Origin of the sequence: Kitasatospora sp. NPDC127121, from assembly GCF_042677305.1 — a bacterium.
In the GTDB taxonomy this organism is placed as follows: domain Bacteria; phylum Actinomycetota; class Actinomycetes; order Streptomycetales; family Streptomycetaceae; genus Kitasatospora.
In genome coordinates this window covers 119,837-141,129 of sequence record NZ_JBHXTQ010000004.1, presented here as the reverse complement: position 1 = coordinate 141,129, position 21,293 = coordinate 119,837, and the positions used below count along the sequence as shown (strand labels likewise).

Here is a 21,293-nt window from a genome sequence, read left to right as displayed (position 1 = left end):
AGCACGAATGCAGGGGGCCCAGGGACTGCGCGACCACTACGACGCGATCGTCGTCGGCAGCGGCATCGGCGGCCTGACCACCGCCGGCTACCTGGCGGCCGACGGGCGCAGCGTCCTCGTCCTCGAACAGCACGACATCGCCGGCGGCAACGCGCACGTGTTCCGCCGCCGGCGCAAGTACGAGTTCGACGTCGGCACGCACTACCTCGGCGACTGCGGCCCCGACGGGCACTTCCCGGCGATCCTGGCCGGCCTCGGCGTCCTGGACCGGGTGCGGTTCCGGCCGATGGACAACGAGCAGGGCTTCGACCGGATCATCACGCCCACCGCGACCGTCGACGTGCCGGCCGGCTGGGACGCCTACCGCGACCGGCTGCGGCAGGCCCTGCCCGAGGAGGCCGACCGGATCGCCGGCTTCCTCGAACTCGCCGAGAACGTGGCCGGCTCGACCCGCGCCGGCCTGAACGGCGAGTCCCTGGTCGACCTGTTCCGCAAGTCCCCGCAGACCATGCGCTGGTCCCGCCGCACCTTCGCCGACGCCCTGGGCCACTTCGGCCTCTCCGCCAAGGCGCGCACGCTGCTCGCGGCGCAGGCCGGCAACTACGGCACCATGCCCGACGGCATCAGCCTGGCCCACCACGCCTCGATGATGGACCACTACCTGCGCGGCGCGTACTACCCCGAGGGCGGCGGCCAGGCGATGGTCGCCGCGTTCGTCGAGGCGCTGGAGGCGCACGGCGGCGAACTGCGCACCCGCTGCGACGTCCGCCGCATCCTGGTCGAGAACGGGCGCGCCACCGGCGTCGAACTCACCGACGGGCAGCGGGTCTCGGCCCCGCTGGTCATCTCCAACGCGGACTACCGGCGCACCGTCCTCGACCTGTGCGGCGGCGAGGACGCCTTCCCCGCCGAGGTGGTGGCCCGCACCCGCGCGGCGACCATGCGCGGCTCCTTCGTCTCGGTGTACATCGGGCTCGACACCGAACTGCCGGGCCTGCCCAACGCCAACCTCTGGTGGCACGACAGCGACGACATGGAGGGCGCGCACGCCGCCATGCTGGAGCGGTACGCGCGGGACGGCTCGATGGACTCGGTGCCGGCGCTCACCTTCTCCTTCGCCTCCCTCAAGGACCCGGGCGCCACCGCCGTCTGCCCGCCCGGCCACAGCAACTTCCAGCTCATGACGGGCCTGCCGCCCGGCTACGGGTTCTGGGGCCTGGAGGGCGGCCCGGCCGACGGCGAGCCCTACCGCCGCAACGCCGCCTACCTCGCCCGCAAGCAGCAGCTCACCGAGGTCATGCTGGCCACCGCCGAGAAGGTCATCGGCCCGTTCCGGGAGCGCATCACCCACCTGGAGACGGCCACCCCGCTCACCCACGAGCGCTACATCCGGGCCACCGGCGGCACCCCGTACGGCATGGCCAGCTGGGGCGGCTCCAACCAGCGGCCGGACGTGCGCACCGAGGTCGAGGGCCTGTACGTGGTCGGCCAGAGCGTCCGCTACGGCAGCGGCATCGCCGCGGTCGCGAACAGCGGCATGGCCGCCGCCTCCGACATCATCGGCCGCGGGCTGCTGCGCGAGGTGTTCGGCGGCGCGGTGCTCGGCGACCCCTCCCGGCTGCCCGACCGCGGCCCGGACTGGGACCCGCTGGTGGTCTCGCGCGGGCGGGCGCGGCAGCGCGCCAAGGGCCTGGCCCGCATCGGCTGACCCCTCCTCCGCCCCTCCCGTTTCCCCACCCTCCGATCCGCACCCCTCCGACCAGGAGCACTGTTCCCATGAATCAGGTCCCTCCCTTCGCCGTGGTCTCCGGCGCCCAGGTGCACGAGGCCCTCAACGGGCACGAGGACGAGGTCGTCGCCACGGTCGAGGCCGCGTACCGGCTGCACGGCGAGGGGCAGACGGTCAACCCGGACTCGTACTTCCTGCGCTTCCCCGACCGCCCGTCCTCCCGGATCATCGCGCTGCCGGCCTCGGTCAAGGGCGAGGTCGGCGTGCACGGCATCAAGTGGATCTCCAGCTTCCCGGACAACGTGGCGGCCGGCCTCCCGCGCGCCTCGGCCGTCCTGATCCTCAACGACGCCGAGACCGGCTACCCGTTCGCCTGCCTGGAGAGCTCGATCATCAGCGCGGCGCGCACCGCCGCCTCCGCGGCCCTCGCGGCGGCCCGGCTCGCCGACGCCCGCGGCGAGCGCCCGACCCGGGTCGGCTTCTTCGGCGTCGGCCTGATCGCCCGCTACGTGCACACCTACCTCGCCGCCAACGGCTTCGACTTCACCGCGGCCGGCGTCCACGACCTGTCCGCCGAGCACGCCGAGGGCTTCTCCGACTACCTGCGCCGGGCCGAGGGCGAGGGCGTGGAGATCACCGTCCACGACAAGGCCGAGGACCTGATCCGCTCCAGCGACCTGGTGGTCTTCGCCACCATCGCCGGCGAGCCGCACGTGACGGACCCGCAGTGGTTCTCGCACAACCCGCTGGTGCTGCACGTCTCGCTGCGCGACCTCTCCCCCGAGATCGTCCTCGACTCGTGGAACGTCGTCGACGACATCGAGCACTGCATGAAGGCCGGCACCTCGCCGCACCTGGCCGAACAGCGCGTCGGCCACCGCGAGTTCGTCGCCGGCACGCTCTACGACGTGCTCACCGGCACGATCACCCCGCCGTCCGACCGGCCGGTGGTCTTCTCCCCGTTCGGCCTCGGCGTGCTCGACATGGCCGTCGCCAAGCACGTCTACGACCGCGTCCTCGCGGCCGGGCAGCTGCACACCGTCCCGGACTTCTTCCACGAGCTCAAGCGCTACGGCTGAGCCCTCCCCACCCTGCCCCAGAGGCCCGCCCGCGCTCCCGGCGCCGGCGGGCCTCCGGCCTTCCCGCCGCCCCGCCCCCTCCGCTGACGGCCAACTGACGGCACGCTGACCGAACGGCCCCACGGCCCCCCGACGCCTTGTCCGCGCCATGGACGGCCGCCCAGAATCACCCGCATGAGATCCTTTGCCAACCTGGCCGAATTCACCGGGGCGACCGGGGAGCACCTCGGCTACAGCGAATGGCTCGACGTCACCCAGCACAGCGTCGACCAGTTCGCCGACGCCACCGGCGACCTCCAGTGGATCCACGTGGACCCGGAGCGCGCCGCCACCGGCCCGTTCGGCGGGACCATCGTCCACGGCTACATGACGCTCGGCCTGCTGCCCGCGATGATGCGCGCGATCTTCGAGATCCACAACGTCAAACTGGGCGTCAACTTCGGCCTGGACAAGGTCCGCTTCCCCCGCCCGATCCCGGTCGGCGCCCGGGTCCGCGGCGGCGCCAAGGTCACCAGCGTCCGCGAGACCCCGATGGGCCACCTGGCCGCGGTCCGGATGACGGTGGAGGTCGAGGGCCAGCAGCACGCGGCCTGCGTGGCGGACACCCTGTCCCTCTTCGTCGCCGCCCCCGACACCGCCGAGGGCGGCTCGGACGGCTTCTGAGCCCACCCGCCGACGTCACCGCCGCCGCCAGGTAGAAGAACCTCCCCCTCCGGTCGTGCAAGAGGGGGGTTATTACTACCGATTCCGGCACGCCGTCCCCGCCAGAATGGTCACACGGCCACCACGGCCGCGGCACAGCGAACGGCACAGAGAGGAGCGGGTCATGGACCGCACGATGAAGCTCGGGGGAAGCCCCTCGGCGGTCGAGATCAGGGGATTCTCCGTCCCCGCCGGATTCACCGGGCTGCGGCGGGCACTGGCCCTCTGCTGGATGTCCGTCGCGGCCTTCGGGCGCTCGCTCGGGGTCACCGGCGCGATCTCCCTCGTCGGCCCCGGCCTCGGCCTGGTGCCGCGGGCCATGGAGCGCGTCCGGGCGCTGGCCGCCCGCCAGCGCGGCCTGTCCGAGCGCTGGTCCGGCGTGCAGATCCCCGGCCCGCCCAGCGGCCTGCCGGCCGCCCCCGAGGGCGCCTCGGGAGCCGTCGCCCGCTACCGCTGGATCATGAGCGACCCGCAGACCAAGCGGGAGTTCACCTGGGTGCTCACCGACCCGATCGCCGGCGGCTTCCTCGCCTTCATGCCGATCGCCGTCCTGCTCAGCGGCTTCTGGGGCATCTTCCTGGCCTTCTTCGGCGTCCCGCTGTCGACCCAGTGGGACGGCCTCTGGTACCAGTTCATCCCGATCGACGGCCAGGCCACCGCGGTACTGGCCGGCGTCCTCGGCGTCCTGCAACTGCCGCTGGCCCTGTGGATGGCCCCCCGCGCCGTCCGCAAGCACGCCCTGTACACCCACTCCATGCTCGCCCCCAGCGAGCAGGAACTGATGGCCAGCCGGATCCAGCACCTCACCACCACCCGCAGCACCGCCGTCGACACCCAGATGGCCGAGATCCGACGGATCGAACGCGACCTGCACGACGGCGCCCAGGCCCGCCTGGTCGCGATGGGCATGACCCTGGACGCCGCCGAACACCTGCTGGAGACCAACCCCGAGGCCGTCCGGGCGCTGCTCATCGAGGCCCGCCAGTCCTCCTCCAAGGCCCTGGAGGAGATCCGCAACCTGGTCCGCGGCATCCACCCGCCGGTCCTCGCCGACCGCGGACTCGCCGACGCGGTGCGGGCGCTGGCCATGGTCTGCCCGGTCCCCACCGAGGTCGTCGTGGACCTCCCCGGCCGCCCCGAGATGCCCGTCGAGTCCGCCGCCTACTTCGCGATCTCGGAGATCCTCACCAACGTCGCCAAGCACTCCGGCGCCGACCGGGCCTGGATCGACATCCGTTACGATCACGGCATGCTGCGCATCACCGTGACCGACAGCGGCCGCGGCGGCGCCGACGCCACCCGGGGCACCGGCCTGCGCGGCATCGAGCGACGACTCAGCACGTTCGACGGGGTCCTGGCCGTGAACAGCCCCGTCAACGGCCCGACCATGGTGACGATGGAGCTTCCGTGCGTATTGTCCTCGCCGAAGACCACTTCCTCCTGAGGGACGGCCTGATCCGCCTCCTCCAGGCCTACGGACACGAGGTGGTGGCCGCCGTCGACAACGGTGCCGACCTCCTCGCAGCCCTCACCGAGCAGCAGCCGGACGTCGCGGTCGTCGACGTCCGGCTTCCGCCGAACTTCACCGACGAGGGCCTGCGCGCCGTCCTCACCGCCCGCCGCACCATGCCCGACCTCCCGGTCCTGCTCCTCTCCCAGTACGTCGAACCGCTCTACGCCCGCGAACTCCTCGCCAGCGGCGGCCGCGGCGTCGGCTACATGCTCAAGGACCGCGTCACCAACGGCTCCCAGTTCCTCGACTCGATCCGCCGCGTCGCCGACGGCGGCACCGCGATGGACCCCGACGTCATCTCCCAGCTCCTCGTCCGCAAGGAACGCGACGAGAACGTCGGCAGCCTCACCGACCGCGAACGCGAAGTCCTCGAATGGCTCGCCCAGGGCCGCTCCAACGCCGGCATCGCCCAGGGCCTCTTCATCACCGAGAAGGCCGTCGCCAAGCACATCAGCAACATCTTCACCAAGCTCGGCCTCCTCCCCACCGACGGCGACAACCGCCGCGTCCTCGCCGTCCTCGCCTACCTCGACCAGTGACGTCCGTCCACGGCGAGCAGGCCGTCAGCCGTGGCGGGCGCCCGAGTCCCAGACCCAGGCCGCGATGCCGACCCGGTTGTTCACCTTCAACTTCCGCTGCACGTGGGCCATGTGGGTCTTCACCGTGCCGGCCGAGATGAACAGCGCCTCCGCGATGTCGGCGTTGGTCAGGCCGTCCGCGACCAGCCGCGCGACCTCAAGCTCACGCGGCGTCAACTGCTCGACCTTGGGCGCCTTCTTCTGCTTCGGGCCGGCCAGGCTCCGCAGCAGCCGGGTGGTGATCTGCGGGCTGATCAGCGAGTCTCCCTCGACGGCGGCGCGCACCGCCTCGATCAGCAGCGGCGCACCGGAACGCTTCAGCAGGAAGCCGTACGCGCCCGCCTTCAGTGCCGAGTGGACGTACTCGTCGAGGTCGAAGGTGGTGACGATGACGACCCGTACGCCCGGGCTCTCCTCGGCCAGCCGGCGGGTCAGCTCCAGCCCGTCCATCCGCGGCATCCGGATGTCGGCGAGCAGGACGTCCGGCCGCAGCGTTCGCGCGATCTCGAGCGCCTCGTCACCGTCGCCCGCGACCGCGAGCACCTCCATGTCCGGTTGCAGGTCGAGGATGTGTCGAAAGCCTTCCCGCACGGTTGCCTGGTCGTCAGCGATCACGATGCGTGTCGTCATAGGCTGATCCTCGCACGGGGTAGCATCCGAGCACATGACAAATCAACTGGCCAGGATCGGACGCCCAGTTGGCACGGCGTTACTCGCGGCGGTCGCCATCTCGGTTGCGGTGTGGGCGGGTTCACCGGTTTCGGTACTGATCCGGGGCTCGACGACGGTGGCGGTGCTGGCCGCCGCGGTCCTGATCGTGTGGCTGCCGGGGCAACCACGGACCCGGAACCTGGTGACCGTCCCGGCGGCCTGCGCGATCTCGCTGTACGCGACGTTCCGCTACGAGGGCCCCGCCGACAACACCTCGGGGCTCTGGATCCTGGTCGAATCGGTCGCCCTGCTGGTCACCGTCATGCCCGCGGTGCGCGGGTCCGCTCCGGCGGTCGCCGCCCTGCTGGGGCTGCTCCTGCTGGTGACCGCGACCCTGCTGCCGCTGCGGATCGCGCTGACCCTCGACCCGCCGGCCGGGCCGCGCGAGACCATCGGGCTCTGCGTGGTCTGGGGCCTGGCCGCGGTGGCCGCGGTGGGGGCGTCCTGCTACCTGCGCTCACTGGACAGCCGGCGCAGGCTGGCGGTCACGGAGGAGCGGCGCGCCCAACGGCTGCACGTCGCCCGGGATCTGCACGACTTCGCCGCGCACGACGTGACCGGGGTGATGGTGCTGGCGCAGGCGGCCCAGATGCTGGCCAAGGTGTCGCCGGAGAAGGCGCTGGCGCTGCTCCCGCAGATCGAGAACGCCGGCATCCAGGCGCTGAAGTCGATGGACCGGACGATCCGGATCCTCAGCGAGCTGGAAGAGGACCGCCGGCCGGGCCGGGACGGGGACGGGACGGCGGCGGACGATCCCGAGGAAAACACGGCGGCCCGGCCCCACTCGCTGGACGAACTGCCGGACCTGATGAACCGGTTCGAGCACACCGGGCTGATCCCGGCCCGGCTCGAACTCTCCCCCGGCGCCGTGGACGGCCTGCCGGAGCTGGTCGACGCCGTCGGCTACCGGGTGGTGATGGAGGCGCTCACCAACGTCCGCCGACACGCCCCCGCCTCGCCCAGGGTGACGGTCACCGCCGAGCGGGTGGCCGACGGCGGCGCCCTGCGGGTCCTGATCCACAACGAGCCGGTTCCGGCCGGCGCCCGGGCGGACGCCGCGGCGGCGGCCGAGCGCGAGGGCGGCGGCACCGGCATCCGGGAGCTGCGTCGGCGGGTCGCGGGGCTGGGCGGCGAGCTGACCGCCGGGGCCTGCGCGAACGGCGGCTGGCAGGTCGCCGTCGTCCTGCCGCTGGACGGCATCCCGGCCGCCCGCGACATCGGCGACGGAGCGGGCGCCCCGGCCGGGCACGCTCGGGGCGCTCTCACCCGTCCGGGCGATCAGTCCTCTCCGGATTGATCGACGTCCCTCACCTGATCGGAGGACGGCAGCCGCAGCGAACCCGCCGCCGCGCCGGCCAGCCCGAGCATCGCCAGGCCGACGGCGCAGCCGAGCATCGCCTGGGTGCCGCTCAGCCACTGCGAGAGCAGCCCTCCCAGGGCCGCGCCGCCGGCCTGCGCGCCGCCGTTGAACAGGTTGGTCGCCGAACTCAGCCGGCCGCGCATGCCGTCCGGGGTGAGCAGGATCTGCTGCGTACCGACGACGGTGTACGCGGTCGGCGCGAGGAAGGCCATGGCGGCCAGGAAGCCGCCCCAGACCAGCGCGCCGCTGGTGACGGACATCAGCGGGACGAGCACCGCGAGCAGCCAGATGATCCCGACCACGGCCTGGTAGGGCGTGATCGAGCGGGAGATCCGCGGCGCCGCGAGCGCGCCGATCAGGCCGCCGACACCGAACATCGCGGCCATCGTGCCGACCTTCCCCGGCGAGGCCCCGTTCTGCTCGGCGGCCACGATGACAACCAGGTAGAGCGCCTGGAACAGCAGGTTGAGGCCGAGCAGCAGCAGGGTGGTCGAGCGCATGAACGGCTGGCGCACCAGGAAGGCGAAGCCGGCCACGATGTCACGCGGGATAGTCGAGATCGGGGAGGGCCTGCGCTCCTGCTTCGGCAGCCGGACGAACAGCAGCGTCACGAAGGCCACCAGGTGGGCGACGGCGTCGGCGAGGAACGGAACGGCCCGCCCCAGGCCGAACAGGAACCCGCCGCCCGAGGTGCCGACCAGCTGCCCGAGGTGCATCCGCGCGGTGTTCACCGAGAGCGCCGTGGGCAGTTGCTCGCGGGTCACCACCAGTGGCAGCGAGGCCCGCTCGGCCGGGTCGAACAGGCTGGTGGCCGCCCCGGCGACGGCCGCGGTGAGCAGCAGCAGCCAGGTGGTGACGTGCCCGGTGGCGGCGGCGAGCGCGAGCAGGCCGAGCATCACCGCCCGGACCAGCACGCAGACCACCATGATCTTCTTGCGGTCCCAGCGGTCCACCAGCGCACCGGCCGGCAGCCCGACGGCCACCTGGGCCACCGCGTTGACCGCGCTCACCGCGCCGGCCACCCCGGGGGAGCCGGTCGTGGCGAGGGCGAGCAGCGGGAAGGCGATGGTGGAGACGTTGAGACCGGTCTCGGAGGCCGTGGTGCCGATCCACAGCAGGTGGTAGACCCGGTTGCGGCGGAGCGGGAGCTCCGGTTCCGTGACGGCCACCGAGCGGTCGGCAGCGGGTGCGAGCTCACTCATCCCCGCACCTCCCGGCACTCGTCGGCGATCGCGCGCAGCACGTCGGCGAACTCCGCGGCCAGCCGCTCCACCGTCCCGTGGTGGTGGACCGCCGGGGAGTAGTACCAGGTGAACTCCAACCGTCCGTCGTGGATCCCGCCGACGATCTCCAACACGTGCTCCATCCGGTCGTCCGGACCGAGGTCCTGGCCGATCGCGCCGTGCACGGTGTGCACGAGCCCGCTGCCGGGCCCGCCGTCGCTGCGGTGCCGGCCGAGGAAGTTGAACACCACGTCCGGGTCCGGCCCGGTGAGCACGGTGTCCGGGTGCAGGTGGCGCAGCGGGCCGTGGCCCAGGCCCTTGCCGGGGACAGCACGCAGCTGCCGCCGCACGATGCGGGTGAGGGCCCGCCAGTCGTCGCCCTCGGGGACGGTGAGGCGGACGGGGTGCACCGCGGTGAACCAGCCGACCGTCCGGGACAGGTCGACGTCGTCGAGCAGCCGCTCGCGGCCGTGGCCCTCCAGGTCGACGGTGACCTCGTCCTCGCCGGTCCAGCGGGCCAGCACCCGGGCGAGCGCGGCGAGCGCGATCTCCTCGACCCTGGTGCGGTAGACGGTCGGCGCGTGCTCGGCCAGCTGGGCCGAGTCTTCGGCGCCGAGCCGCACCCGCACCTCCCGGCCGCCGCCCACGGTGGCGACGCCGTCGAGGTCGCGGGGCACCGGCCGGGCGGCGCCGACCCCGTTCCAGTGGTCGAGCTCGTGGTCCAGCGCGCCGGAGCGCACGTGCTCGACCAGGCGGGCGGACCACTCCTGGAAGGTGGTGCTCCGCGGGCCGAGGTCGACCGGCCGCCCGGCCGCCGCCTGGGTGTGGGCCGCGTCCAGGTCGTCCAGCAGGATGTTCCAGGACACGGTGTCGACCACCAGGTGGTGGACCGTCAGGAACAGTCGGTCGCGGCGGCGTCCACCGGACTCGAAGAGGACGGCGGCGAGCAGCGGGCCGCGGTCCAGGTCGAATCCGGCCTGGGTGGCGCGGGCCTCCCGGTCCAGCAGCGCGCCCAGTTCGCCGTCGGGGGTGGCGGAGGTGTCCACCACCCGCAGCAGCGGCTCGCCGGCCCGGTAGGGCGGGTTCTCCTGGGCCCAGCCGTCGACGGTGCGGGTGTAACGCATCCGCAGCGCGTCGTGGTGCTCGACCAGGGTCTCCAGCGCGGCGGTGAGCGCCGCGCGGTCGGCCGGCGCGCCGAGCTCCAGCAGCACCGACTGGTTGAAGTGGTGCGGGTGGTCGTGGGTGTCGAAGAACCAGCGCTGCACCGGGGTCAGCGGGACGGGCCCGACGGCCGGCGGCCGGCCCTCGGCCGCGCCGTCGCCGATCTCGGTGGCGACGGCGGCGAGTCCGGCCACGGTCTGGTGCAGGAAGACGTCCTGGGCGTCCAGCCGCAGCCCGGCCCGGCGGGCCCGGGCGACCACCTGGATGCTGAGGATGGAGTCGCCGCCGAGGTCGAAGAAGCTGTCTTCGACGCCGACCCGCTCGATGCCGAGCGTCTGTGCCCAGATCCGGGCGAGCAATTCCTCCTTCCGGTCGCGCGGCGCCACCCGGGCCGCCACGGCGGTGTCCGGTCCGGTCGGCGCCGGGAGCCTGCGCCGGTCCACCTTCCCGTTGGTGCCGACCGGGAGCTGGTCGAGCACCTGGACGGCGGCCGGCACCATGTAGCCGGGCAGGGCGCGGGCCACCGCGTCCCTGAGCACCGCGGGCGAGAGCTCGGAGGCGCCCGACCGGGCGCCCGGGGCCACGTACGCTGCCAGCAGCTCGCGGCCGCCCTCCGGCTTGAAGACCACCACGGCGGCGTCCCCGACGCCGGGCTCGCGCAGCAGCACGGCCTCGATCTCGGAGGGCTCGACCCGGTGGCCACGAACCTTGAACTGCGTGTCGGTGCGGCTGACGAACTCCAGCTCGCCGCCGGCCACCCGGCGGACCAGGTCGCCGGTGCGGTACATCCGGCTCCCGGGCCCGCCGAACGGGTTGGCGACGAACCGCCCGGCAGTCAGGCCGGGCTGTCCGGCGTAGCCGCGGCCGAGCCCGGGGCCGTCGATGTAGAGCTCGCCGGGCACGCCGTCCGGCACCGGCCGCAGGTGGCGGTCGAGGATGTGCAGGCCGACGCCGTTGAGCTCGGTGCCGACCGGCACGGGGGCGCCCGCGGGCAGCTCGCCCGGACTCCACAGGGTGGAGACCAGCGTGGCCTCGCTCGGCCCGTACACGTTGAAGAACTCCCGGCCCTGTGACCAGGTGCGCACCAGGTCGGGCGGGCAGACGTCGCCGGCGGCGGCGACGGTGGGCAGCCGGCCGCGCAGCCGCTCGGCGTCCATCACCGCCAGCAGCGCCGGGGGCAGCACCGCCACGGTGGCACCGGTCCGGATGATCTCCCCGGCCGGGTCGGGCGCGGGGCGCGGGCTGGTGAGGCAGAGCGCGCCGCCTGCGGTGAGGGTGCAGAACAGGTCGCACACCCCGCCGTCGAAGCTGGCCGGCGCGTACTGCAGCACCCGGCTGTCGGCGGTGATGTCCCAGGCCTCGCGCAGCACCCGGGCGGTCCGGGCGATCGCGCCGTGGCTGATCACCACGGCCTTGGGGCGGCCGGTGGAACCGGAGGTGTGCACCACGTAGGCGACGTGGTCGGCCTCCACCCGGTACGGGGAGCCCGGCTCGCCGGGCAGCGCGGGGCCGGCCGGGGCCACCTCGCCGTCCGACCCGTCCGACCCGTCCGACCCGTCCGACCCGTCCGACCCGTCCGACCCGTCCATCCGCAGGACGGTGAACGGCCCCTCGGGGAGCCGCTCTGCCAGGTGCGCCTGGGTGAGCAGCAGCGGGACCGCGGTGCCGCTGATCATCGCGCCGATCCGGTCTGCCGGGTACTGCGGGTCCAACGGCACGTAGCCGCCGCCGGCCTTGAGCACCGCGAGCGCCGCCACCACCATCTCCACCCCGCGGTCGGCGAACACGCCGACCAGGGTGTCCGGGGTGACGCCCCCGGCGACCAGGCGGCGGGCCAGGCCCCCGGCCCGGGCGTCGAGTTCGCCGTACGAAACCTCGGTGCCGTCGTCGGCGACCACGGCCACCGCGTGCGGGCGCTCCTCGGCCCGCCGGCCCACCAGCTCGTGGGCGAGCACGCCGGCTTCCCCGTCCGGATCCCGGTGCCAGCGCCGGGGCTCCAGCACGAGCTCCTCGGCCGGGACGTAGGGGAGTTCGCGCAGCGGGTCGCCCGGGCGCTCGGAAATGCCGCCGAGCAGCAGGACCAGGGCGTCGGCCATCCGGCGGGCGGTGCTCCGGTCGAACAGGCCGACGCTGTACTGCAGGGCGGCGTCCAGGCCGCGGTCGGTCTCCTGGAACTGGAAGGTGAGGTCGAACGCGGCGCCGCCGGTGGGCAGGCCGAACTCCTCGGTGCGGGCGCCGTCGAGGCGCACCGGGCCGCCCGGGGCGTCCTGCAGGACCACCATGGCCTGGAACAGCGGGGTGCGGCTCGGGTCGCGCTCCGGCCGCAGCGCCTCGACCAACCGGTCGAAGGGCACGTCGGCGTGGGCGAAGGCGCCGTTGACGGACTCCCGCACCCGGCCGAGGAAGCCGTCGAAGCCCTCCTCCCAGTCCACCTCGGAACGCAGCACCAGGGTGTCCACGAAGAAGCCGACCACCTGCTCCAGTTCGGGCCGGTCGCGACCGGCCGAGACGGTGCCCACCGCGATGTCGTCCTGGCCCGACCAGTGCGCGAGCAGCAGCTGGGTCGCCGCGACCAGCACGGTGAACAGCGTCGCGCCGCGGTCCTGGGCGATCCGCTTGAGCCGCTTGGCGGTCTCCGCGTCCACGGCGAACTCCAGCTGCGCGCCCTCGCGGCCGCGCACCGGCGGCCGGGGCCGGTCGGTGGGCAGCTCCAGCGGCTCCAGGCCGGCCAGCCGCTCCCGCCACCAGTCGAGCCGGCCGCTCCCCGCGCGCTCCCAACGGGCACGCTGCCAGGCCGCGAAGTCGGCGTACTGGATGGGGAGTTCCGGCAGGTCGGCGGTACCGCCGTGCCGCCGGACGCGGTACAGCTCGGCGAGGTCGCGGACCAGCACGCCGGCCGAGCGGCCATCGGTGACGATGTGGTGCAGGACCAGGGTCAGCACGTGCTCGTCCTCGGCCAGCCGGACCAGGTGGGCCCGGAACAGCGGACCGGTGCGCAGGTCGAAGGGGGTGGCGCCGTCGGCGCCGATGGCCTCCCGCAGCCGGTCCTCGCGCTCGTGCGCGGGGTGGCCGGCCAGGTCGGTGCGGGCCAGCGCGAAGGGCCGCCCGGTCGGGGCGATCAACTGCCGCCCCTCGCCGTCGACCTGGCCGAAGAGCGTGCGCAACGACTCGTGCCGGTCCACCAGGTCGGCCAGCGCCAGTTCCAGTGCGTCGGCGTCCAACGGGCCGTGCACCCGCAGGCCCAGCGGTGAGTTGTACTCGGCACCGGTCCCGCCGAACTGCCCGAGGAACCAGAGCCGTTGCTGGCCGAAGGAGAGCGGCGGGGCACTTTCCCGGCCGACCGGCGCCAGCGCGTCGGCGGGCGCCTCCCGCTCGGCGGCGAGCAGCGCGGCCAGCGACCGGACGGTCGGCGCGCTGAACAGGGCGCGCGGGGAGATCCCGGAGGCCACGTGCTGCCGCAGCCGGGACACCACCCGGATGCTCAGCAGCGAATCACCGCCCAGCTCGAAGAAGTTGTCCTCGGCCCCGATCCGCTCGACGCCCAGCACCTCCGCCCAGATCCCGGCCAGCAGGATTTCCGACGCGCCCTCGGGGGCCAGGTACTCGCCGCCGAGGGCGAGGTCCTCGGGCGGCTCGGGCAGCGCCCGGCGGTCGGTCTTGCCGTTGGGCAGCAGGGGGACGCGGTCCAGTCCGACGAAGGCCGAGGGCACCATCGCCTCGGTGAGGCCGACGGCCAGTCGGGCCCGCAGCCCGGCCGGGTCGATCCCGGCGCCGGGCACGGCGGGCACCACGTACGCCACCAGCCGGTCCCGGCCGCGGTCTCGGCGGGCCACCACGACCGCCTCGGCCACGTCGTCCAGCGCGGTGAGCGCCGCCTCGACCTCGGCGAGCTCGATCCGGAAGCCGCGGATCTTGACCTGGTGGTCGGCCCGGCCGAGGAACTCCAGGACGCCGTCGGCCGTCCAGCGGCCCAGGTCGCCCGGCCGGTACAGCCGGCCGCCCGGGGTGAACGGGTCGGACAGGAAGTGCTCGGCGGTCAGCTCGGGACGCCGCCAGTAGCCGGCACTCACGCCGTCCCCGCCGATGTGGATGTGGCCGGGCACGCCGACCGGCACCGGCTCGCCCCGCTCGTCGAGGACGTACACCCGGGTGTTGCCGATCGGGCTGCCGACCGGCACGTAGGCGGCGAGGCGGGCCAGCCGCTCGGGGGTGGGTACGAACACCGTGGAGTCGACGGTGGCCTCGGTCGCCCCGTAGGCGTTGACCACCATGGTGTCCGGGTGGGCGTGCTCCAGCAGCTCGCGGCAGTCGTCGACGCGCCAGCCCTCCGAGCCGACCGACATCACCTGGAAGGCCGGCAGCCGCTCGCCGCGCCCCCCGACCTCCTCGACCAGTGCCCTGGCAAGTGAGGGGACCAGTTCGATCGCGGTACCGCCGACCCGCTCGACCAGCGCGAGCAGCCGGGCAGGGTCGGTGACCAGGTCGGTCGGCACGACGAGCATCGAGCCGCCGAAGAAGACCGAGCGGAGCAGGTCGGCCAGGAAGAGGTCCACCGAGAGGCTGGTGATGGAGACGAAGCGCAACCTGCGTTCCGTCAGGTCGTACAGCTCGTCCCAGGCGCCGGCGATGTGGAGCAGGTTCCGGTGGGTCACCACCACGCCCTTGGGCCGGCCGGTGGAGCCGGAGGTGTACACCACGTACGCCGGGTCGTCCGGCCCGGCGGCGACCTCCGGCGGAGTGTCCGGGCCGGTGTCGGCGACGGACTCGACGGTGACCAGGGCACCGCCGTGGCCGGGCAGCCGGTCGGCGATCGCGGCGTGGCTCAGCACCACCGCCGGCTCGGCGTCCTCCAGCATGAACTCCAGCCGCTCGCGCGGGTACGCCGGATCCAGCGGCACGTAGGCGGCACCGGACTTCAGCACGGCGAGCACGGCGAGCACCATGTCGGTGGAGCGCTCCAGGTGCAGAGCCACCCGCTCGCCCGGCCGGGCGCCGGCGGCGACCAAGCGATGGGCGAGCCGGTTGGCCCGGCGGTCCAGCTCCCGGAAGGTCAGCGGAGCGCCGCCGTCCGCCTCCAGGACGGCCACCTCGTCCGGGCGGGCGACGACCTGGGCGTCGAACAGCTCCTGGACCAGCGCCTCGGTGCGGCGCGGGCGCGCGGTGTCGTTCCACTCGGCGAGCAGGGTGTACCGCTCCCCCTCCGTGAGCCAGGGCAGCGCGGTCGGCCCGCGGTGCGGGTCCGCGGCCACGCCCTCCAGCAGGGTGCGCAGCCGGCCGCCGATCCGCTCCACGGTGGCGGCGTCGAACAGCTCGGGATCGTAGGTGAGTTCGATCCGCAGCGCGGTGTCGGCGTGACTGCTGACGGTGAGCGGCACGGTGCTGCTGTCCGAGGAGCGCAGCACCTGGACGCCCACCCCGTCGCGGCCGGTGGCGCCCTCGGCGACCGGGTAGTTTTCGAAGACCACCACGCTGTCGAACAGCCGCTCCCCGGAGGCCAGTTCGGCGCAGCGCCGGACGTCGGAGAGGGCCAGGTAGTCGTGCGCGGTGCTCTCCGCCTGCGCCGCCTGCAGGGCGCGCAGCCAGGCCCCGAGGTCACCGTCCGCCTCCGGTCCGGCCACCCGGGCCCGGACCGGGACGGTGTTGACGAACATGCCGATGCCGCTCTCGATCCCCGGCACCTCGGGGGTGCGCCCGGAGACGACGGCACCGAAGACCACGTCCGGCTCGCCGGCGTGCCGCGACAGCAGGATCGCCCAGGCGCCCTGCATCAGGGTGTTGAGGGTGATCCGGTTCTCCCGGCACCAGTCGGCCAGCACCCCGGTGACCGCCGGATCCAGGGCGAGCTTGTGCGAGCCGGCGGCCCGGGCGCGGTGGTCGGCGGCGGGCTGGCGGTCCACCGGCAGCGCGGTGGGCTCGGCGAAGCCGGCCAGCACCTGCCGCCAGTGCGCCAGGGCGGCCTCGCGGTCCTGCCCGGCCAGCCACTCCAGGTACTCGCGGAACGGCGGCCGGCTGACCGGGAGGGCGGCCCGCCCCTCGACGGCGGCGACGTAGTGCTCCAGCACCTCCTCGAACAGCTGGGCGGTGCTCCAGCCGTCCAGCAGCAGGTGGCTGAACGTCCACAGCTGGTGGACGGTCCGGTCGTCGACCCGGGCCAGGACGATCCGCATCAGCGGCCCGGCGGTCAGGTCGATGCCGCGCTCGCGCTCGGCCCGGACCAGCTCGTCCAGCCGCCGGCCGGGGTCGGGGTCCCCACGCCAGTCGAGCAGCTCGACCGGCAGTTCCAGGTCCGAGCGGATCAGCTGGACCGGCTCGGGCACGCCCTCCCAGCGGACGGTGGCGCGCAGCACGTCGGTGCGCCGGAACACCTCGCGCCAGGCCGCGGCCAGCGCCTCGGCGGCGACCACTCCCTCCAGCCGCAGGGCCAGCTGGTCGACGTAGGCGCCGCCGTCCGGGTCGGTCAGGGTGTGGAAGAGCATGCCGCCCTGCAACGGGGTGAGCGACAGGACGTCGTCCACGCCCCGGCCGTCGCCGACCAGCCGGTCGAGGGCCGCCTGGTCGAGCCGGGCCAACGGGTGGTCGGACGGCGTGCGGCCGCCGGCGCCGGGCTCGGCGCAGTGCGCGATGACGGCCCGCAGGTGCGCCAGCAGCGACTCGCCGAGCCGCCGGACGGTCTGCGGCCGGTGCAGCGCCCGGGAGGTGAACCAGGACAGCGTGAGCACCCCGTCGGAGACGGCGCCGACCACCTCGATCTGCGCGCTCCGCTCGTGGTCGCCGTCCCACTGCGGCCCGCCGTCGCCCAGGTGGGCGCGGTAGAGGGAGCGGGCGGCGAACGCGCCGTCCAGCTGCCCGTGGTAGTTGAAGGTCACGGCCGGCGCGGCAGCCGGGGTGAAGCCCGCCCGGTGGGCGGCCAGCGCACCGTGGCCGAAACCCTTGGCGGGGACGGCACGCAGTTGCTCCTTCACCGACTTCAGTCGCGCGGCGACCCCGTCGCCGGCCGCCACCGTCAGCGCGACCGGGTGGACGGCGGTGAACCAGCCGACCGTGCGGGAGAGGTCGGCACCGGGCAGGACGTCCTCACGCCCGTGCCCCTCCAGGCCGACCAGCACCCGCTCGCGGCCGGTCCACTCGGCGAGCGCGCCGGCCAGGGCGGTGAGCAGCACGTCGTCCACCCTGGTCCGGTAGACCGGCGGGACGTCGCGCAGCAGCGCCTCGGTCTCCTCGGCGGTGAGGGCGAAGTCCGCGCGCTCCAGCGAGGCCGCCGTGTTGGGCCCCGCACCGTCGGCGGGCAGCTCGAAGGACTCCTCGGCGATCCGCCGCCAGTACGGGAGTTCGTCGTCCAGGCCACCGTCGCGGACGTACTCGGCGAGCCTGGCGGACCAGGCCGCGAACGGGGTGGTCGGGGTGCCGAGGTCGACCGGTCGGCCGGCCCGGGCCTGCTCGTAGCCGGTCGCGAGGTCGTCCAGCAGGATGCGCCAGGAGACGCCGTCGACCACCAGGTGGTGCGCCGTCAGCAGCAGCCGGGGGCCCGCCCCGGCACCCTCGTCGAACAGCACGGCGCGCAGCACCGGGCCGCGCTCCGGGTCGAGGGCGCGGCGGGCCGACTCCGCCTCCTCGCGCAGCGCCGCCGCGCGCTCCGGCCCGCCCAGGCCGGCGGTGTCCCGGCGGCTCAGCAGCGGGCCGTCCTGGTGCGCCGCGGCCTCCTGCAGCCAGCCGCCGTCCGCGCGGCGCAACCGGGTGCGCAGCGCCGGGTGGTGGGCGACCAGGCCCTCCAGCGCCCGCGCCAGTGCGGCCGGGTCGGTGCCGGGAACCAGCTCCAGCAGCAGCGACATGGTGAACCGGGGGATGTCGACCGCACCGGCCAGCAGCCGGTGCTGCATCGGGGCCAGCGGTGCCGGCCCCTGGTGCTCGTACTGCTGGGCGGTGTCGGCCACGGTGGTGACGCCGGGGGCGATCCGGGCGATGGTCTGCTTGACCAGGATGTCCCTGGACTGGAGCAGGAACCCGGCGGCCCGGGCCCGGGAGACGGCCTGGATGCTGAGGATGGAGTCGCCGCCGAGGGAGAAGAAGTTGTCCTCGGTGCCGACCAGGTCGGCACCGAGCAGCTCGGCCCAGATCCCGGCCAGAGCCCGTTCGACCTCGGTGCGCGGCGGCACGTAGCCGGTGGCCGGCTCCGGCTCGACGGCGCTCTCCGGCAGGGCCCGGCGGTCGGTCTTGCCGCCGGCGGTGCGCGGCAGCGCCGTCAGGAAGGCGAAGGCGGCGGGGACGAGGTAGTCCGGCAGCAGGCCGTGCAGGTGGGCGCGGAGCGCGGCCGCGCCCGGCACTGCGGCGCTCGGCACCACGAAGGCCACCAGCCGCTGGACGCCGGCCCGGCCGACCCGGGGCACCACCGCGCAGTCGTCCACCGCGGGGTGGGAGCGCAGCGCCGCCTCGATCTCGCCCGGCTCCACCCGGACGCCGTTGATCTTGACCTGGTCGTCGCCGCGGCCGGCGAACTCCAGCCGCCCGTCCGGCGTGCGGCGGACCAGGTCGCCGGTGCGGTACATCCGGGTGCCCGCGGGGCCGAACGGGTCGGCGACGAAGCGCTCGGCGGTCAGTGCGGCCCGGTGCAGGTAGCCGCGCCCGACCGGCAGACCGGCCAGGTAGAGCTCGCCGCGCACGCCGGCCGGGACGGGGCGCAGGTGCGCGTCCAGCACATAGGCCCGGGTGCCGCGCACCGGCAGGCCGAGCTCCGGCGCGCGGGCGGTGTCCACCCGGGCGGCGAGGGTGTCGACGGTGCACTCGGCCGGCCCGTAGAAGTTGTGGGCGGTCAGCCCCGGGGTCGTGGCCAGCTCGCGCCACAGCTCCTCGCCGACCGCCTCGCCGCCGAGCACCAGCACTGCGGGCCGGTGCGGCGCGGCGGGGGCGAGCAGGCCTGCGTCGAGCACCGGGCGGGCGAAGGACGGCGTGAGCTGGAACAGGTCCACCTGCTCGCGCCGCGCGTAGGCCACCAGGTCGTCGGCGTTCAGCCGGGTCTCGCTGTCCACCAGGTGCAGGGTGTGGCCGTCGGCCACCGCCATCAGTGGGTTCCAGGACGCGTCGAAGGTCGGCACCGTGGTCAGCGCGACCCGCAGCGGGCGGCCGAGCAGGGCCGCCGCGGGCCGGAACAGCTCGTCCCGCTGGCGGGCGAACAGGTTGGCCAGCGAGCGGTGTTCGACCACCACGCCCTTGGGCCGGCCGGTGGAGCCCGAGGTGTGGATGACGTACGCGGCGTCCCCGGGGGCCGGGGCGGCCACGGGTTCGTCGTGCCCGTCCCGGGCGGCGACGGCGGCGACCACGGCGGGCTCGTCCAGCAGCAGCCGGGGCAGTTCGGCGGGCACCGCGCCGGCCAGCTCCCCGGTGCCGAGCACCAGCGCGGGCCGGATACCGCGCAGCAGGTCGGCGATCCGCTCGGCGGGCTCCTCGGAGTTCATCGGCACGTACACCGCGCCGGCCTTGAGCACCGCCCAGAGCGCGACCACGAAGTCGGTCGAGCGCGGCAGCACCAGTGCCACCAGGCTCTCCGCGCCGATCCCCAGGGCCCGCAGGTGGCACGCCAACCGGTTGGCCCGGCCGTTGAGTTCGCCGAAGCCGAGCCGCTCGTCCCGGAACACCAGGGCGGGCGCGCCGGGGGTGGCGGCGGCCTGCCGCTCGAAGGCCTGGACCAGGGTGGCGGGGCCGTCGTCGGTGGTGGCGGCCGCCGCATCCCAGTCGCGGCGCAGCTCGGCCGCCTCCTCGGCGGAGACCAGCGGCAGCGCGCGCAGCGGGGTGTCCGGCTGCTCGCCGACCGCCTCGAACAGGGCGACCAGCCGCTCGCCGAGCGCCCGGACGGTCCGCTCGTCGAACAGCGCGGTGCTGTACGACAGGCCGAAGTCCAGCTCGCCGTCGCGCTCCTCGAACTCCAGCCCGAGGTCGACGGTGGCCTCCCAGCGCGGCAGCTCCAGCTGCTCGACGGCCACCCCGGGCAGAGCGAGCGGGGCTCCGAACGCGTTCTGCAGCACCATCATGGTCTGGAACACCGGGGTGCGGCTCGGGTCCCGGACCGGCTCCAGCCGTTCGACCAGCCGCTCGAACGGCACCTGGTCGTGCTCGAAGCCGTCCAGCACGCCGTCCCGCACCCGGGCGAGCAGCGCCGCGAACGGCTCCTCCTCGTCCACCGCGGTGCGCAGCGCGACGGTGTTGGCGTAGAAGCCGACGGCACGCTCCAGCTCGGGCCGGCCGCGGCCGGTGGTGACGGTGCCGACGGTGACGTCCGGCTGCCCGGAGAGCCGGGCGAGCAGCAGCTGGTAGCCGGCCAGCAGCACCGGGAACAGCGTGGTGCCCTCGCGCCGGGCGAGGTCCTTGAGCCGAGCGGTCGACGCGGCGGGCACAGCCAGCCGCAGCACGGCGCCGGCCGTGCCGCGGACCGGCGGACGGGGGCGGTCGGTGGGCAGGCCGAGCGGCTCGGCGCCGCGCAGCCTGCTCTCCCAGTAGTCGAGCCCGGCCTTCACCCCGGGCCCGGTCAGCCACTCGCGTTGCCAGAGCGCGTAGTCCGCGTACTGGACCGCGACCGGCTCCGGGCGCGGCGTGCGACCGGCGGCGAACTCCGCGTACGCCGAGCCGAGTTCGTCGAATAGCACACCCGAGGACCAGCCGTCGATGACGCTGTGGTGGGCGGTGATCAGCAGCACGTGCCGCTCCGGCGCGGACCTCAGCAGCAGGGCACGCAGCAGCGGACCCCGCGCGAGGTCGAAGGGCGTCGCGAGCTCGGCCCGTACGACGGCCGCAACACCGGGCTCCCCGGCATCAGGCTCCCCGGCATCGGCGGCGGGCTCGGCGAGGCGCAGCACCCCGGACGCCACCGGGTGGACGACCTGACGCACCCGGTCGCCCTCGACCCGGTAGCTGGTGCGCAACACCTCGTGTCGCTCCACCACCAGGTCCACCGCCCGGGCCAGCGCGTCCCGGTCGAGCGGACCGGTCAGCCGCAGGCCGAAGGCGCTGGTGTACTCGCTGCCCTCGGGGGCGAGGCTGCTGAGGAACCAGAGCCGCTGCTGGCCGGAGGAGAGCGGGACCTCCTCCGGGCGCGGGCCGGCGCCGATCGCGGCGTCCGCCGCGGCGGCGGGCGCTCCGGGCGCGTCCGGGGCCGCTCCCTGGCCGGCCAGCCGCCGCAGCAGCTTCTCGCGCAGCTCGGGCGGCAGCGCCGACAGTCGGTCGGGCCGGGACGTGGGACCGTTCATGCT

The 21,293-nt window shown here is 74.5% G+C and carries 9 protein-coding genes; 6 read left to right on the top strand and 3 right to left on the bottom strand.

Annotated elements, in window-relative coordinates:
- Positions 1-7 precede the first annotated feature (7 nt).
- The 5 genes from ACFVHI_RS04680 (at position 8) to ACFVHI_RS04660 (ending at position 5,562) form a co-directional block, all read left to right on the top strand.
- Positions 8-1,708, top strand: a complete 1,701-nt coding sequence (locus ACFVHI_RS04680) for an NAD(P)/FAD-dependent oxidoreductase (protein ID WP_244293425.1) — start codon at positions 8-10, stop codon at positions 1,706-1,708.
- Positions 1,709-1,776: 68 nt separating this feature from the next.
- Positions 1,777-2,808: a 2,3-diaminopropionate biosynthesis protein SbnB gene (gene sbnB / locus ACFVHI_RS04675; RefSeq protein WP_380335710.1), complete on the top strand. Its 1,032-nt coding sequence runs from the start codon at positions 1,777-1,779 to the stop codon at positions 2,806-2,808.
- Between the two features lie 174 nt (positions 2,809-2,982).
- Positions 2,983-3,471 carry a MaoC family dehydratase gene (locus tag ACFVHI_RS04670; protein ID WP_063348721.1) on the top strand — a complete coding sequence of 163 codons (489 nt, stop codon included), beginning with the start codon at positions 2,983-2,985 and terminating at the stop codon, positions 3,469-3,471.
- A gap of 163 nt (positions 3,472-3,634) precedes the next feature.
- Positions 3,635-4,954 carry a histidine kinase gene (locus tag ACFVHI_RS04665; protein WP_063348720.1) on the top strand — a complete coding sequence of 440 codons (1,320 nt, stop codon included), beginning with the start codon at positions 3,635-3,637 and terminating at the stop codon, positions 4,952-4,954.
- Positions 4,918-5,562, top strand: coding sequence for a response regulator transcription factor (locus ACFVHI_RS04660; protein WP_063348719.1), 645 nt, complete (start codon positions 4,918-4,920; stop codon positions 5,560-5,562). Before ACFVHI_RS04665 ends, ACFVHI_RS04660 begins: the two co-directional genes overlap by 37 nt.
- 24 nt (positions 5,563-5,586) lie before the next feature.
- On the opposite strand, the gene ACFVHI_RS04655 is transcribed toward ACFVHI_RS04660, so the two are convergent.
- A complete protein-coding gene (locus tag ACFVHI_RS04655) occupies positions 5,587-6,231 on the bottom strand; it encodes a response regulator transcription factor (protein ID WP_063348718.1) in 645 nt (214 codons plus the stop codon).
- A gap of 34 nt (positions 6,232-6,265) precedes the next feature.
- Here ACFVHI_RS04655 and ACFVHI_RS04650 point away from each other — a divergent pair, with 34 nt between their 5' ends.
- Positions 6,266-7,609 carry a sensor histidine kinase gene (locus tag ACFVHI_RS04650; protein ID WP_380335705.1) on the top strand — a complete coding sequence of 448 codons (1,344 nt, stop codon included), beginning with the start codon at positions 6,266-6,268 and terminating at the stop codon, positions 7,607-7,609.
- Here ACFVHI_RS04650 and ACFVHI_RS04645 read toward each other — a convergent pair.
- Positions 7,591-8,874: an MFS transporter gene (locus tag ACFVHI_RS04645; RefSeq protein WP_380335702.1), complete on the bottom strand. Its 1,284-nt coding sequence runs from the start codon at positions 8,872-8,874 to the stop codon at positions 7,591-7,593. The two genes, ACFVHI_RS04650 and ACFVHI_RS04645, sit on opposite strands and share 19 nt — an antisense overlap.
- Positions 8,871-21,290, bottom strand: a complete 12,420-nt coding sequence (locus tag ACFVHI_RS04640) for an amino acid adenylation domain-containing protein (protein ID WP_380335700.1) — start codon at positions 21,288-21,290, stop codon at positions 8,871-8,873. The genes ACFVHI_RS04645 and ACFVHI_RS04640 overlap by 4 nt, the downstream gene beginning before the upstream one ends.
- Between the last annotated feature and the right edge of the window lie 3 nt (positions 21,291-21,293).